The organism is Pseudomonas sp. 210_17 TE3656 (assembly GCF_054821965.1).
This window is the reverse complement of sequence record NZ_JBTRBC010000001.1, coordinates 5,303,617-5,318,555: the sequence shown is the minus strand read 5'-3', so window position 1 is coordinate 5,318,555 and position 14,939 is coordinate 5,303,617. Positions and strand designations below refer to the sequence as shown.

The window sequence follows — 14,939 nt, the reverse complement described above, 5'->3', positions numbered from 1 at the left end:
GCTGTGCTCCTTACGCCTGGCCGAGGCGAATCAACGCATCGACCGCGGTGGTGCCCTGGGCACCGACCATTAATGGGTTCACATCCAGTTCCAGTAGTTGCCCGGCGTTTTCGCAGGCGTAGTCGGCCACGGCGCGAATTGCCGCGACCAGTGCATCGAGGTCGGCGTGCTCGCGGCCACGGAAGCCCTGCAGCAGACTGGCGCTGCGCAAGCCGAGCACGGCCGCGCGAATGGCGCCGTCGGTGGTCGGCAACAGCAAGGTCTTGCTGTCCTTGAGCAGCTCGACGAGGATGCCGCCCGCCCCGATCACAAGGGCCAGGCCGAAGTCGTTTTCACGCTTGATGCCGACGATCAGCTCGGCAAGCGGCGCGCTGGCCATGGGTTCGAGCAGCACCTGGTCAAACGGTACATGCGGCGCATAGGCACCAATCCGTGCGCGCATCTGTTGCACGGCGCTGTCCAGCGCTTGCGCATCACGCAGGTTGAGCGCCACCGCTCCGGCTTCGGTCTTGTGCGGCAACTGCGCGCTCACGGCCTTGAGTACCAATGGAAAACCCACGGCTTCTGCAGCCTTGACCGCCTGATCGGCTGTACTCAGTACGCCAGCGGGAACCGGCAAGCCGAAGTCCTTCAATGCCTGCTTGGAGTCCCACTCATTGAGCAGTTCGCTGTCGCCTGCAAGCGCCTGCGGGCACAGCGGCACCAGCGCCGATTCGCCGAGATCCAGCAAGGCCTGACGGTTGCTCTGGTAGGCCGCGATCCGCCCCCAGGCCGCCAGCCCGTCCTCAACCCCCTGCAGCGCCGCAATGCCATGGCCATGCAGACGCTCGCGAGCACTGGCCGGGAGTAACTCGGGGAACGCCGAGGTGACAAAACCGATCTTGCCGTGGCGCTTGAGCGCAGCGCTGTACAGCTCCAGCAGCAGGTCGCATTCCTTGCGCTCGCCGGTGAATTCGGCCGGATAGTCGAGCACCAGCATGGCCGCGTCGGCATCGCTGCGCAGGGCGCTGTCGAGCATGCGTTCAAGGGCCGCGCCGTCACCCCAGATGGCCGTGGTGAAATCCAGCGGGTTGACCAGGTTGGCGTACGCGGGCAGCACCTGGGCCAATTCGTCGACCTGGCTGATGTCGAGCTTGGGTAGGCTCAAGTCGTTACGTTCGGCGTAGTCGGCGATCAGCCCGGCGTCGCCTCCGGAACAGGCCAGGGCTATCAGGCTGCGGCCTTTGGGCAGGTTGCCGCAGGCGGCAGCCTTGAGGGTTTCGGCAAAACTCACCGGGCCGCTGACGCGGATCACCCCCAGGCGCTGGAACAGGCTGTCATAGAGCGCATCGGAACCGGACAGCGAGCTGGTATGACTCAGGGCCAGCTCGGCACCGATCTGCGACACCCCGGTTTTCAGGGCAATGATCGGAATGCCCTTCTCCAGCGCCTTGTGTGCGGCGCGGGCAAAGCCCGGAACGTTCTTCAGCCCTTCCAGGTGCAGGCCGATGGCGGTCACCCGCGGTTCATCCAGGAGCACATCCATCAGCTCGGCGATACCCAACTGCGCCTGGTTACCGACCGAGGCCATGTAGGCCACCGGCAAGGAGCGGTCGCTCATCGACAGGTTGTAGGCGAAGTTGCCGCTCTGGGTCAGGATCGCCACGCCCTTCTCGACTGCCTTGCCGCCGTGCGCCACCGGCCACAGGGCGCTGTTGTGCAGGTAGTCGAGCAGCCCGTAGCAGTTGGGGCCGAGCAAGGCCATGTTGCCGGCGGCCTTGAGCAGTTGCTGTTGCAACGCCAGGCCTTCGGCGCCGGCTTCGGCAAAGCCCGAGGCATAGCAGATCGCCCCGCCGGCATCGATGGCGGCCAGCTCGGCGACGCAGGTCAGGGTCAGCTCGCGGTTGGTGGCGATGAACACTGCGTCCGGGCCACAAGGCAGTTCAGCCACGCTGCGCACGCAAGGAATGCCATCAATGCTGTCGTGCTGCGGGTTAACCAGCCACATCTGGCCTTGATAACCGCCTTCGGCACAGCGTTTGAACGCGCGCGCCATGCTGCGTCCACCGACAAAGGCCAGGTGACGCGGCGCCAGCAGGCGTTTGAGGTTGTCACGAATCGACTGCGACATATGCATTCTCCAACCCGATCAACGCAACAGAGGGCGCAACAGTTCGCGGGAAATAATGTGCCGCTGGATCTCCGAGGTGCCCTCCCAAATCCGCTCGATCCGCGCATTGCGCCAGATCCGCTCGACCGGGCCTTCATCCATCAGGCCCATGCCGCCGAAAATCTGCACGGCTTCGTCGGCGACCTTGCCCAGCACTTCACTGGCAAACAGCTTGGCCATGCCGGCCTCGCCATCGGTCATGCTGCCCTGGTCCATCTTCCAGGCGGTGTGCAGGGTCAAAAGCTCAGCGGCGCGGATCTGCGTGGCCATGTCGGCAAGTTTGAACGACACGCCCTGATAGGTACCGATCGGCTGGCCGAACTGCTTGCGGTCGGCGGCCCATTGCAGCGAAACATCCAGCGCGCGCTGGGCCTGGCCGACGCAGTTGGCGGCGACCATCACCCGCCCGGCAGTGAGCCAGGCGTTGGCCACTTCCCAGCCCTTGCCCACTTCACCGAGCACTTTGCTGGCCGGCACCCGGCAATCGTCGAAGAACATCTCGTAGGTGTGATAACCGCGGTTGCTCACGCACTTGGGACCGCGGCGGATGGTCATGCCGGGAGTGCCACGGTCGACCAGAAACGCGGTGACCGCGTTGCGCTTGCGGCCGTTGTGCTCATAGGTGTCGGTCACGGCGAAGACAATGGCGAAATCGGCGTGCCCGGCGTGACTGATGAAATGCTTGCTGCCATTGAGGACGAAGTCGTCGCCTTCGCGCACCGCGCGGGTCTTGATCGCATTGGCGTCGGAGCCTGCACCCGGCTCGGTCAAGGCGAAGCAGTCGACCTTCTCGCCCTGGATGCACGGCAGCAGGTAATCGTTGATCTGCTCATCCTTGCAGGCCATGAGAATCTTCGACGGACGCGCAACAAACACATGCACCGCCCACGACACCTTGGACAGCTCACGCTCGATCAGCGCCTGGGACAGGTAATCGAGACCGCCACCGCCGACTTCCTCGGGCATGTTGAACGCATAAAAGCCCGCAGCGATGGCCTTGCCACGAATCTGTGCAGCCAGTTCCGGCGACACCTCGTCGGCGCGGTCCACGGCCTCCTCATGGGGCAGCAACTCTTTGGCGACGAAACTGCGTACCGCTTCCACCAACATTTCTTGTTCTTGGGTCAGTTGGAAATTCATGGAATGTTCCTGAAGAAAGTCGTGTAAGTGTTTATTTACCAACGAATTTTGCCGCGCGCTTCTCGACCGCTGCACGCAAGGCTTCGGCGCCGTCCTCGCTGCGCCCACACAGCAACCCGGCGGCAAGCTCGGCCTGCAACTGCTCGCCGAGGGTGCGCTGGGCGCCGTCACGGATCAGGGTTTTGGTCTGGGCGAAGGCGAAGGTCGGGCCGTTGGCCAAGCGTCCGGCCAGTTCTGCGGTGACTGCCAACAACTGGTCATCGGCGCACACCTCACCCACCAGCCCGGCGGCCAGCGCTCGTTCGGCGCCCCAGAGTTCATCGAGGAACAGCAGGCGCTTGGCCTGTTCGCTGCCGATCAGTCGTGGCAGATGCCAGCTGGCACCGGCGTCGGGGCTGTAGGCCATGCTGGTGTAGCCCGCCTTGAAACGCGCCGAGGCGGCGGCCACACGCAGGTCACAGCACAAGGTCAGGTCCATCCCGGCGCCGACGGCGGTGCCGTTGATGGCGGCGATGGTTGGTTTGTCGAGGCTGTGCAGGCGTTGCATCAGAGCGTGAGCGGTCTCGGTCCAGCCATAGCTTTCCAGCGCGCCACGGGCTTCGGCCTCAGCCCATTCGGCCAGATCCGCCCCGGCACAGAAGCTACGCCCGCTGCCGGTCAGCACCACCACGCGCACCGCAGGGTCGGCGTTGCAATCATCGAGCAAGGCATGGAGCTTTTGCAGGCTAGGGATGTCCAGAGCGTTGCGCTGCTCGGGACGGTTGAGGGTGATCCAGGCAACGCCGGCTTCGACTTTGCTCAGCATTGACGGAGAAGTAGTCATGGGAGGCCTCGAATTATTGTGGTTGGCGTGAGGGGTAGGACTTGAGGCCATACTAAACGAGTGTTCAACAAGGAGACAATCGGGAAAAAATAGTGATGTAACAGATGAAATTACACGCTTAATTAACTGTTTTTATTGAATAAATACTTACAGAAACACAAAGCGACTTGAGCGCTGTTACAACTTCGCACAACTGCCATCCCCGTCGCGAAAGCAAGAGCGAAGCGAATTGTGCTTTTGATCTTGATCTGCTTTTGATCTTGATCCACCGGCCCCGTTAACCAGTAGGGCTGAGTGGAGGTGTCGTGGAGGGGCTAGCGCGCAGCGCCTTCGGCGTAGCCGAAGTTGCGAAGCGTAGAGTTGCTTGCAACTCGTAGCTCGCAATGCCCCGTAGCGGCACCGGAGCGAAGGAACCCGAAGCGCAGCGTAGGGCCCCTGGTGGGGCGAGAATTTTGCTTACTTTTTTTCGACTGAAAAAGTAAGCCGCCGTAAGGGCGGAAAGGTGACTCAACGCCACACTGGCAAATGGATATGTCCACAAACCGAGGGGCCTCATCGCGGGGCAAGCCCGCTCCCACCGGGCCTGGGTGGGAGCGGGATGCGTTAAACCGACGGAGCCAACACCACCTGCCGCTTGCGATTGATGATGAAGTACGCCGCATAACACACTGCAATAAAACCAAAACCCCAGTACAGCGAAGGCCGCTGCGTCTCATCCAGCGCCAGGAACACAAACAGCGAGCTGCACAGGGTGATGCACAGCAGCGGCACCAGCGGATACAACGGCGCACGGTACTTGAGCTCGCTAAGCTTGCCGCCCTCACGCAAGAACGCCTTGCGAAAGCGATACTGCGCCAGGGCAATCACGATCCAGGTCACCGTCCCGGACATCCCGCTCACCGCCATCAACACCATGAACAGCGTGTCGGCAGCAACGAAGCTGGTCATCAACGACACCAGGGCAAAGCACAGGGTAATGCTCAGCGCCCGCAGTGGCACGCCACGCTTGCTCAGCGGCGACAGGCTCTTGGGCGCCATGCCGGTCTTGGACATCGCCCAGAGAATCCGCGTCGAGGCATACAGCCCGGAGTTGCCCACCGACAGAATCGCCGTGAGGATGACGAAGTTCATCAGGTCCGCCGCATAGGGAATGCCGACCATGTCGAACACCTGCACAAACGGGCTTTCCATCAAGCCGGCCTGCTGCCACGGAACGATGGCCGAGAGCACCACGATCGCCAGCACATAGAAGATCAGCACGCGGAACACCACGTTGCGCACCGCACGCGGGATGCTCTTTTCCGGCTGGTCGGTTTCACCCGCCGCCACGCCCATGATCTCGCAGCCCTGGAAGGCATAGACCACGGTCATCATCACCGCGAACACCGCCGACAAGCCGTTGGGGAACAGCGAATCGCCAATCAGGTTGCTCATCATCGGCGCCGGCGCACCGCTGCTCAGCGGGATGGCACCGAAGATCACCAGCACGCCAACAATGATGAAACCGAGGATCGCCGCCACCTTGATCCCCGAGAACCAGTACTCGGCCTCACCAAAGGCACGGGTGGCCAGGGCGTTGAGGCCGAACAGCACCACCACGAACAGCGCCGACCAGTACCAGATCGGCACTTCGGGGAACCAGCGCACCATCAGCATGCCCGCCGCGGTGAATTCCAGGCCGACGGTGGTGGCCCAGCTCATCCAGTACACCCAGCCGATCATGAAGCCGGTCGCCGGGCCGATGTACTTGGTGGCATGGGCCTGGAACGAGCCAGACACCGGCATCTGCACCGACAGCTCGCCCAGGCAGACCATCACCAGGTACATCAGGAAGCCCGCCACCAGGTAAGCCAGGATCGCACCGACCGGCCCGCCCTGGTTGATGGTCACCCCCGAGCCCATGAACAAGCCGGTACCGATCACACCGCCCAGCGACAGCATGAAAATATGCCGGCTCTTCAGCGCGCGGGTGAGGTGAATGCCTTTACGTTCGGTAGATTCGCTCATGTCGGCACCTCAACAGTGGCGCAGGGGCGAAAGGGACAGGCGATAACGCGGGGACGGCTGAGCTTTACGGCAGTTCATTATTATTATCTCCAATAAGCTTCGAAGACCGCGTGCAGTGCGGTTAGCGTCGATTATTGGAAAGCGATGTAAGGTGCAGTTGTACGTAAAGATCGAAGATGTAAAAAGTCGTAAGATTTTTGTACGTCAGCGCTGGATCAGGCGTTCCAGCGTCTGCTGCGCCCGTTGCATCTGCACCTGTAAAGCCTCCCGCACGCCGTCGATGGCGGTCAGGTCGCGCGCCATCGCCGCCGCCTCCAGGGCCCGCAACACCCGGGCCAGACCACAGAAACCAAGGGAGTCGCTGCTACCGGCCAAACGATGGGCCAGGTGGACTATTTCGGTGCAGTCATGCGCCGCGATGGCCTCGGCCAAGGCACTGCGGTGCTGGGCAACCAGCGTCTGCAAGACCTCCAGCAACCCTTGCACTTTCTGTTCGCCCAGCAACTGGCGATGGGTGTTCAGCAGTGCGTGGTCAAGTTCCGAGTCATCTGCTGAGGCCTCCGCTAGCGGCCGCTCTGCGGCCAGGGCCTGACGCAGGCTTTCCAGTTTCAACGGCTTGGCCAGCACCCCGTGCATACCCGCTTCGAGAAAACCCTGCACCAGTGCCGGCTGGACACTGGCGGTCAGCGCCAGAATCCGCGTGTGTTGGTTAAGCCCGGGGCTGCTGCGAATCTGACGGCACAGCTCAACGCCGCTGATGCCCGGTAAATGCACATCGAGCAGGATCAGGTCGAAACGCCGTTCACTGCACAGCGCCATGCCCTGCCCGGCTTCTTCGGCCAACCAGACCCGGTGACCATCACGCTTGAGCAGGCCTTGCACCACTTCACGGTTCAACGCCACATCCTCGACCACGAGGATGTCCAGGGACGCGACCACCTGTGTCGGTGCCAGTGTCAGGGTGCGTTGCTGTCCGGGTGCGAGGCTCAGTTCGAACCAGAAACAACTGCCCTGCCCCTCGGTGCTTTGCAGGCCAATCCGTCCCCCCAGTTTTTCCACCAGATGCTTGCTGATCGCCAACCCCAGACCGGTCCCGCCATAGCGCCGTGCCACAGCTTCGCTGGCCTGGGTGAAGCGGTCGAAGATTTTCGCCTGCACCGCCTCGGCGATGCCGATGCCGTTGTCGGTGACGCTCACCCGCACCTGCTGCTGGCCGTCCTGCTCGCCCAGCACCTTAACCTCGACATTGACCTGTCCGCCTTCGGTGAACTTGATCGCGTTGGCCAGCAAGTTGCTCAGCACCTGGCGCAGAAACTGCTCGGCGCCCTGCTGACGCTCGGCCAACTGCGGATCGATATGGCACGTCAGCGTACTGCCATTGGCCGTCGCCTTGGGTTCAAGCAGGGTGATGACTTCGTCGCACAGCTGACGCAGGGAAAAAACCACGGCTTCGGGATGGGTTTCACCTTCTTCCAGGCGGGCGAAATACAGCACTTCGTTGAGGATGGTCAGCAGCCCTTCCCCGGCCTTGTACAAGGCATCCAGACGCTTGCCGTCCTGCACATTGAGTCCGGCGCCGCGCAGCAGTTCAGCCATGCCGAGAATGCCGTTGAGCGGCGTGCGCAGTTCATGGCTCATGGTCGCCAGAAAACGCGATTTGGCCAGGTTCGCCGCCTCGGCCTCATCCTTGGCGCGCATCAGGCTGGCGGTACGCCGTTCGACCATCTTTTGCAGCTCGTCGCGTTTGTCCTGCAAGGCCAGGCGGTCCACTTCGCGCCGCTCGATATCGCTGAGAATCGCCCGGCGCATGTCATCCAGGGCATGGGCCACGGTGTCGATCTCATCTAATCGGGCTGAGCGACGCTTATGCAGGCGCAGCGGCTCCTGCCAGTCGCCGGCACCAATGCGCCGGGCAAATTCGGCCATGACCTGCAAATGACGGGTGACCAGGCGATAGAACAGGCCCGACAAGGCCACCGCCAAGCCACAAAGAAACACGCTCATCCATAACAGGCTGGTCAGCCCGGTGGCGAACAGACGCCGATGCACCGCACCCAGATCGATGCTCACCTCAAGTTCACCGAGATGGCGCAGCGGCCCCGACGGCGGCTGGAAATCCAGGGGGAATCGCTCAATGCGCAGCGGCCCCGGCGGGTTGGCCTCACCCTGCAACAGGTTGAAGTCGGCGCTGCTCAGACGCACCCGGGCGACATCGGAGAAGTCCACCAGACCGCGCAGTTGCACGCTGATCTGCTCCTGGTTCAGATCCCAGAGGCTGCGCTCAAGGCTGGCGAGGTAACCAACCCGGATCAGCGCCATGCGCGCATCGATATCGCGCATTTCCCGGCGGTACTCGAAATACAGCTGCACGGTGCTGGCCAACACCGTGAAGCACAGACTGAACAGCAGAATGAACAGCAACAGGCGGCGCAGCAGGCCATCAGCGTGCAGGCGGATCATCGCGCGTCTGCCGGCAGGTTGATCATGTCGCGGTAGGTCACTTCGCTCTGGTGCAACCAACGCTCGATCTCACCGGTGTCGGTCATGCGTTGCAGTTGCTCGTCTATTTGCGCCATGTGCTGACTCAATCTGGAGTGACGCGAAACGGCGACACGCAGGTAATCCACGCTGAGGGCCGCAGGCAACGCCTGGATATCCTCGCCACCGGGCAGGCGTTCAACAAACAGCTGACCGGTGCGTCGCTCCTGAATGACGAAGTCGATACGGCCGCGAATCAGCTTGCCGAAGTTCTGCTGGCTGGACGACACCCATTCGATGTTCTGGTGTTTGGCAACAAACTGGTCGAACGCCGGGCCGTAGCTTTCACCAAACAGCAAGCCGCCGCGATAGCCGGCCAGGTCTTGCAGGCGCTCGAATTTCACCGGCCGCTGGCGATTGACGAACACCGCCACTTCTTCGCGCAGCACCGGCACGCGGGAAAAGCGCATGCCCTGATCACGCTGGTCACTGTTGTAGGCCAGCACCACGTCTACCCGGCCTTCGGCGGCGTCGAGCAAACAGCGCTTCCAGTTGCCCAGCACAACCATCTCGACCTCGTAGCCCAGACGCCCGAACAGCTCGCGCACCACGGTTGGCGCCAGGCCGCGCACCTGCTTGCCATCGCTCCAGGACACTGGCGGGTACACCGGATAGTCGCAATAGCGGATGCGCTCGGCGGCCTGCAGCCACGGGGCTAGCACCAGCATCAGCAGGCCCAGCCAGCGGCCCATGGCGATCAGGCCGCCACGCTGGCGGTAAACAGGTAACCGGCGCCGTGAATGGTGATGATCAGCTGCGGCTCGGCCGGGTCGTCGTGCAGCTTGCGCCGCAGGCGACCGACCAGCACGTCGATGGAGCGGTCGTTGGGCACCCATTCACGGTTGCGGATCTGGTCCATCAACTGGTCGCGGCTGAGGGTGTGGCCACTGTTGCGCAGGAACACACTGAGCAACTGGAATTCGCCATGGGTCAGCAGGGTTTCGCCGCCTTGCGGATCGATCAGGCGCCGGCGGTCAGTGTCCAGTGCCCAGTCGGCGAACTGCTTGAGGGCCTGGGTACTGGCCGCTGCTGGTTTCGAGGCTTGGGCATGGCGCACGCGGCGTATCAGGTTTTTCGCCCGGGACACCAGTTCACGGGGATTGAGGGGTTTGATCACATAGTCGTCGGCGCCACACTCCAGGCCAACGATACGGTCGATGTCGTCGTTTCGACCGGTGATGAGGATGATCCCGACTTCCGAGCGCACCCGCAGCTCGCGGGTCAGGGTCAGGCCGTCTTTGCCCGGCAGGCGGATGTCGAGCATCACCAGGTCGACGTTGTGGCTGGCCAGAAAACTGTCGGCCTGTTCGGCGGTGTCGGCGCAGTGAACGTCGTAGCCTTCCTGGGACAGGTAGGCGTGCAGCAAGTCGCGAATAAGCGGATCGTCGTCGACGATCAGTACCCGAGGCGTCATTGCGTGTTGTCTCTTATAGTCGTTGTTATGTAACTCGCGACAGCAGCCTACCCATTACTGAACGACCGATCAACAGCCCTCGGTCAGGGTGAAGCGCCGCCGTCCACCGGCTTGCAGGCCATCGACCCAGGCCTCACAGATCTGCACGCCCTGCTCGGGAGTGAAGGTGCCGGGATTAAGCCCGGATTCCAGCCACAAACCGTCGAGCAAGGCGCTCAGGCTGATCGCCGCAAGGTCCGCATCGAAGGCTTGCCAGTCCTCCTCCCGGGCCAGCTCGCTGAGCAGGCGGCCCAGTTCATTGCGGTATTCCCCGTAGGAGTGATCGTGCACCTGGTTGATCGCCTCGGCGGTTTTCACCGCGCCCCAGAACGCCAGCCAGGCATCGAGCAGTTGCGGGTCGAGCAGTTCGGCGCAGAACGAGGCGCGAAAGAATGCCGACAGGCGCTCGCGGGCATTGGGGGCAGCCTGGGCCATGGCTTCGCGGATCAGGCCCATGACCCGCCCGGTGACCGCCATGTAGGCTTCTGCCACCAGTTCGTCCTTGCCCGAATAGTGGTGGCTGATCAACCCCACCGAGACCCCCGCCTCGGCCGAGATCTTGCGAATCGAGGCGCCCTGGAAGCCGTGCCGCTTCAGACACACCAGCGTTGCTTCGACCAGGTTGGCCTTGCGCAACTCCGGGACCATACGGCTGTAACGGGCTTCCTGGCTCATTGGCGGTTCTCTTCGGGTGGGGGCCTTTTCGCGGGGCAAGCCCGCTCCCACCGAGATTGCACTTCTCCCGGTGGGAGCGGGCTTGCCCCGCGATGCTATTGAACGACTGTACAACAAGTTCCGTTCAGTCGCGATAGTCCGGTGCCACCCGTTCCAGCATCCTCAACAAGGCCTTCCACGCCAGCTGCATCGCGCCGCTATCGGTCAGCTCGCCTTCTTTCAGCTGCCGCGCGTGATCGTTGAACTGGCGCTCGGTATGGGCACAGACCGCATCCGACGGCAGCACAATCTCACCGGCCGCTTGCGCTGCCAGCTGGATTTCACAGGCTTTTTCCAGGTAATACATGCGCAGGAAGGCTTCGCTGACATTCTCGCCCACGGTCAGCAAACCATGGTTACGCAGCATCAATACCGGCTTGTCGCCAAGGTCGGCAACCAGACGCTGCTGCTCGTCCATGTCCAGGGCCACGCCTTCGTAGTCGTGGTAAGCGACCTTGCCGTAGAACTCCATGGAGATCTGGTTGACCGGCAGCAACCCGCACTTGAGCGCGGCCACCGCACAACCGGCCTTGGTGTGGGTGTGCAGCACGCACTGGGCATCTTCACGGGCGCCGTGAATGGCGCTATGGATCACGAAGCCTGCAGGGTTGACCGGATACGGCGACGGCTCGACGGCATTGCCTTGCAGGTCGATCTTCACCAGGTTGGAGGCGGTGATTTCATCGAACATCAAGCCGTAGGGATTGATCAGAAAGTGGTGCTCGGGGCCAGGAATGCGCACCGAAATATGGGTGAAGATCAGATCGGTCATACGGAAGTGCGCGATCAGCCGGTAGCAGGCGGCCAGTTCCTGGCGCAGGCGCAGTTCGGTTTCAGTCGGATTCATTGTTGTTGTTCTCAGGCAAATGGCTGGCCAGACAATAGGGCTGGACACCCGGCGGTGTCCAGCCATGGGAATTACTTACTGGCCCAGGCGTTGAAGCGCTCTTCGAGTTCATCGCCGTGGTCGACCCAGAACTCGACGTTCATCGCCAAGGCGCCTTCAAGGTTCTGCTTGGAGGTCGGCACCCAGTTGGCCAGCTTCGGATCAAGCTCGGCGGCCGCCTCGGTGTTGGTTGGCCCATAAGGAATCGCATTGACGTAGCGCACCTGGGTGTCGGGCTGGTTGGCGAAGGCGATCAGGCGCTTGGCCTGGTCGACATGCTTGGAACCTTTGATGATTGCCCAGTAGTCCATACCGTACAGGCTGCCCGGCCAGACCACGGCCAATGAACTACCCTCCTGCGCCGCGACGGCAATCCGGCCGCTGTAGGTCGAGGTCATCACCACGTCGCCGGCGCTCAGCCATTGCGCCGGTTGCGCACCGGCTTCCCACCACTGGATGTAGGGCTTGAGTTCGGTGAGTTTGGCGAAGGCGCGGTCGACGCCTTGCGGGGTCGCCAGCACCTTGTAGACATCTTCGGCTTTGACGCCGTCAGCCATCAGGGCGAACTCCAGGTTGTACACCGCACGTTTGCGCAGTCCGCGCTTGCCGGGGATCTTCTGCACGTCCCAGAAATCCGACCATGATGCCGGCGCCTGGGCCAGTTTGTTCTTGTCGTAGGCAATCGCCACGCTCCACACCAGCACCGCCGAACCACATTCCTGCGCGGCATCGGGAATAAGCTGCTCGGCGCGGCCGATCTGCGCCCAGTCGAGGCGTTCATACATGCCCTCCTCGCAGCCGCGCATCAAGTCCGGGGCCTCGATCATGACCAGGTCCCAGTCGACGTTACCGGTGTCGACCATCACCTTGATCCGGGCCATTTCGCCGTTGTATTCACTCTGGATCAGTTTGCTGCCGTCCTGGGCGCTGAAAGGCTGGAAGATCGCCGCATCCTGGGCTTTCTGACCGGCGCCGCCGTAGGCGACGACCACCATGTCCGGTGCTGCCTGGGCACTGCCAAGGCCAAGGGCAAGCAGCCAGGGCGAGAGTTTGAGCAGGTTCGCTTTCATTCGTGGTTCCTCATGCTGGTACCGCGCCAGGCGCAGTCCGTTTTCTTGTTGTTGTGAGGTGTGCCCCAGGACTCGGGGTGAATCGAAAACTAGTCAATGCCAAGTAAAAAAACAAGTTGATTTTTTACTGGCGGTACACTTCTATAGAAAAATAAAAACAACAACCCGCTGGAGCCTGCACAGCATGTCGACCTTCACGCACCTGTTCGAACCGCTGCAAATCCGGGGCAAACGCCTGAAGAACCGCATCATGTCCAGCGGCCACGACACCTCGATCCCCACCGACAACCTGGTCAACGACCGCCTGATCGCCTACCACAAGGCCCGCGCCGAAGGCGGCGTCGGTCTGATCGTGCTGCAGGTCGCCGGGGTGCACGACAGTGCGCGCTACACCTCGCATGTGCTGATGGCCACCGACGATGCCTGCATCGAGGGTTACCGCCAACTGGCCGAGACCTGTCATGCCCATGGCACGGTGGTGCTGTCGCAGATTTTTCACCCCGGCCGGGAAATCATGGAGTCCAGCGACGGCCTGCTGGCGGTGGCTTACTCGGCCTCGGCGGTGCCCAACGAACGCTTCCGGGTAATGCCGCGAGCCCTCGACCAGGCGATGATCGACGAGATTGTGCAGGGCTATGCCGATGCCGCCCGACGCCTGTATCAGGCCGGGATCGACGGCGTCGAAGTGGTTGCCAGCCACGGCTATCTGCCGGCGCAGTTCATCAACCCACGGGTAAACCGCCGCACCGATGGTTACAACGGTGAGCTGGAACAGCGCTTGCGCTTTCTGCGCGAAGTGATTGCGGCGGTACGCGCCGCCACCGCACCCGACTTCATCATCGGCCTGCGCATCAGCGCCGACGAGCGTGATGCCGAGGGCCTGACCGAGGACGAATCACTGGCGGCGGTACAGGCGCTGCAGTCGGCGCTCGACTATGTACATATCGTCGCCGGCACCTCGGCCTCGCTCGGCGGCGCGGTGCATATCGTCCCGCCCATGGCCATCGAAGCGGCGTACCTGGCGCGCGAAGCCGGGACCTTCAAGGCCAGCCTGTCGATTCCGCTGTTCGTCACCGGACGCATCAACCAGCCCCAGGAAGCCGAACTGATCCTCGCCCGTGGCCAGGCCGATGTCTGCGGCATGACCCGCGCGCTGATCTGCGACCCAGAGATGCCCAACAAGACCGACAGCGGCCGCGCCGAGGATGTGCGTGCGTGCATCGCCTGCAACCAGGCCTGCATCGGCCATTTCCATCGCGGCCTGCCGATCTCCTGCATCCAGCACCCGGAAACCGGGCGTGAACAGCAGTTCGGCCAGCTTCAGAAAGCGCCGCAACGCAAGCGCATCATGGTCGCCGGTGGCGGCCCGGCTGGCATGAAGGCTGCCGCAGTGGCGGCAGCACGCGGGCATGAGGTAACCCTGTACGAAGCCAGTTCGCAACTGGGCGGCCAGGTACTGCTGGCGCAATTGCTGCCGCGCCGTGCCGAATTCGGCGGCGCCAGCACCAACCTGCAGCGCGAAATGCAACTGGCCGGCGTCGAGGTAGTGCGCAACACCCGGGTCGATCGCGCTCTGGTGGAACGTGAACAGCCCGACCTGGTGATCGTCGCCACCGGGGCCGAGCCTTACTGGCCGGCCTTCGAGCGTGGGGGAGAACTGCAGGTCGTCGATGCCTGGCAGGTGCTGCGCGATGAGGTCACCCTCGGGCGTTCGGTACTGGTGGTGGACTGGCGCTGCGACTGGATCGGCCCGGGCATCGCCGAACGGCTGGTGCGCGCCGGGCACCAGGTGCAGCTGGCGGTCAATGGCACCCACTGCGGCGAAAACCTGCCGTTGTATGTACGCGACCAGCTGGCCGGTGAACTGCATAAACTCGGCATCCCCATCACCCCCTACGCCCGCCTCTACGGCTGCGATGACAACACCGTGTACCTGCAACACACCGCCAGCGGCGAGCCGATGATCTTCGAGGACATCGACACCCTGGTGTTGTGCCAGGGTCATCAACCGGTCGATACCCTGGTAGACGAGCTCAGCGGCCTGGTGCAAGTGAAGCGGATCGGCGATTGTCTGGCCCCACGCACCGCCGAAGAAGCCATTTACGAAGGATTGAAGGTCGCCTGGACGCTCTGAGCCTGTTTATACTCCGGGGCTTTGC

At 62.7% G+C, this 14,939-nt stretch carries 11 protein-coding genes; 1 reads left to right on the top strand and 10 read right to left on the bottom strand.

The annotated features are described in order from the left end of the window. Positions 1 to 10 precede the first annotated feature (10 nt). The 10 genes from ACVI9W_RS24455 to ACVI9W_RS24410 form a co-directional block, all read right to left on the bottom strand. Positions 11 to 2,110 carry an acetate--CoA ligase family protein gene (locus ACVI9W_RS24455; protein WP_461531555.1) on the bottom strand — a complete coding sequence of 700 codons (2,100 nt, stop codon included), beginning with the start codon at positions 2,108 to 2,110 and terminating at the stop codon, positions 11 to 13. A gap of 18 nt (positions 2,111 to 2,128) precedes the next feature. Further along, positions 2,129 to 3,289 carry an acyl-CoA dehydrogenase family protein gene (locus tag ACVI9W_RS24450; protein ID WP_038610556.1) on the bottom strand — a complete coding sequence of 387 codons (1,161 nt, stop codon included), beginning with the start codon at positions 3,287 to 3,289 and terminating at the stop codon, positions 2,129 to 2,131. A 31-nt stretch (positions 3,290 to 3,320) separates the two neighbouring features. After that, complete coding sequence (locus tag ACVI9W_RS24445) at positions 3,321 to 4,112, bottom strand: enoyl-CoA hydratase/isomerase family protein (RefSeq protein WP_461531554.1); 792 nt, start codon at positions 4,110 to 4,112, stop codon at positions 3,321 to 3,323. Between the two features lie 603 nt (positions 4,113 to 4,715). Further along, a complete protein-coding gene (locus tag ACVI9W_RS24440; protein WP_191831721.1) occupies positions 4,716 to 6,119 on the bottom strand; it encodes an amino acid permease in 1,404 nt (467 codons plus the stop codon). Positions 6,120 to 6,323: 204 nt separating this feature from the next. After that, positions 6,324 to 8,579: an ATP-binding protein gene (locus ACVI9W_RS24435; protein WP_461531553.1), complete on the bottom strand. Its 2,256-nt coding sequence runs from the start codon at positions 8,577 to 8,579 to the stop codon at positions 6,324 to 6,326. Beyond that, positions 8,576 to 9,349, bottom strand: coding sequence for a substrate-binding periplasmic protein (locus ACVI9W_RS24430; RefSeq protein ID WP_461531552.1), 774 nt, complete (start codon positions 9,347 to 9,349; stop codon positions 8,576 to 8,578). Before ACVI9W_RS24430 ends, ACVI9W_RS24435 begins: the two co-directional genes overlap by 4 nt. Before the next feature lie 5 nt (positions 9,350 to 9,354). Next, positions 9,355 to 10,071: a response regulator gene (locus ACVI9W_RS24425; protein ID WP_461531551.1), complete on the bottom strand. Its 717-nt coding sequence runs from the start codon at positions 10,069 to 10,071 to the stop codon at positions 9,355 to 9,357. Between the two features lie 69 nt (positions 10,072 to 10,140). Then, positions 10,141 to 10,785, bottom strand: coding sequence for a TetR family transcriptional regulator C-terminal domain-containing protein (locus ACVI9W_RS24420; protein ID WP_038610546.1), 645 nt, complete (start codon positions 10,783 to 10,785; stop codon positions 10,141 to 10,143). A 124-nt stretch (positions 10,786 to 10,909) separates the two neighbouring features. Beyond that, entirely contained in the window at positions 10,910 to 11,671 is a 762-nt protein-coding gene (locus ACVI9W_RS24415; RefSeq protein ID WP_191831725.1) for a class II aldolase/adducin family protein, read from the bottom strand. Positions 11,672 to 11,742: 71 nt separating this feature from the next. Further along, the gene (locus ACVI9W_RS24410; protein WP_038610542.1) at positions 11,743 to 12,780 is read right to left on the bottom strand and encodes an ABC transporter substrate-binding protein; all 1,038 of its coding nucleotides are present in this window, start codon (positions 12,778 to 12,780) and stop codon (positions 11,743 to 11,745) included. Positions 12,781 to 12,964: 184 nt separating this feature from the next. Between ACVI9W_RS24410 and ACVI9W_RS24405 the strand changes: the two genes are divergently transcribed. Continuing rightward, complete coding sequence (locus ACVI9W_RS24405) at positions 12,965 to 14,914, top strand: oxidoreductase (protein ID WP_461531550.1); 1,950 nt, start codon at positions 12,965 to 12,967, stop codon at positions 14,912 to 14,914. The last annotated feature ends 25 nt before the right edge of the window (positions 14,915 to 14,939 follow it).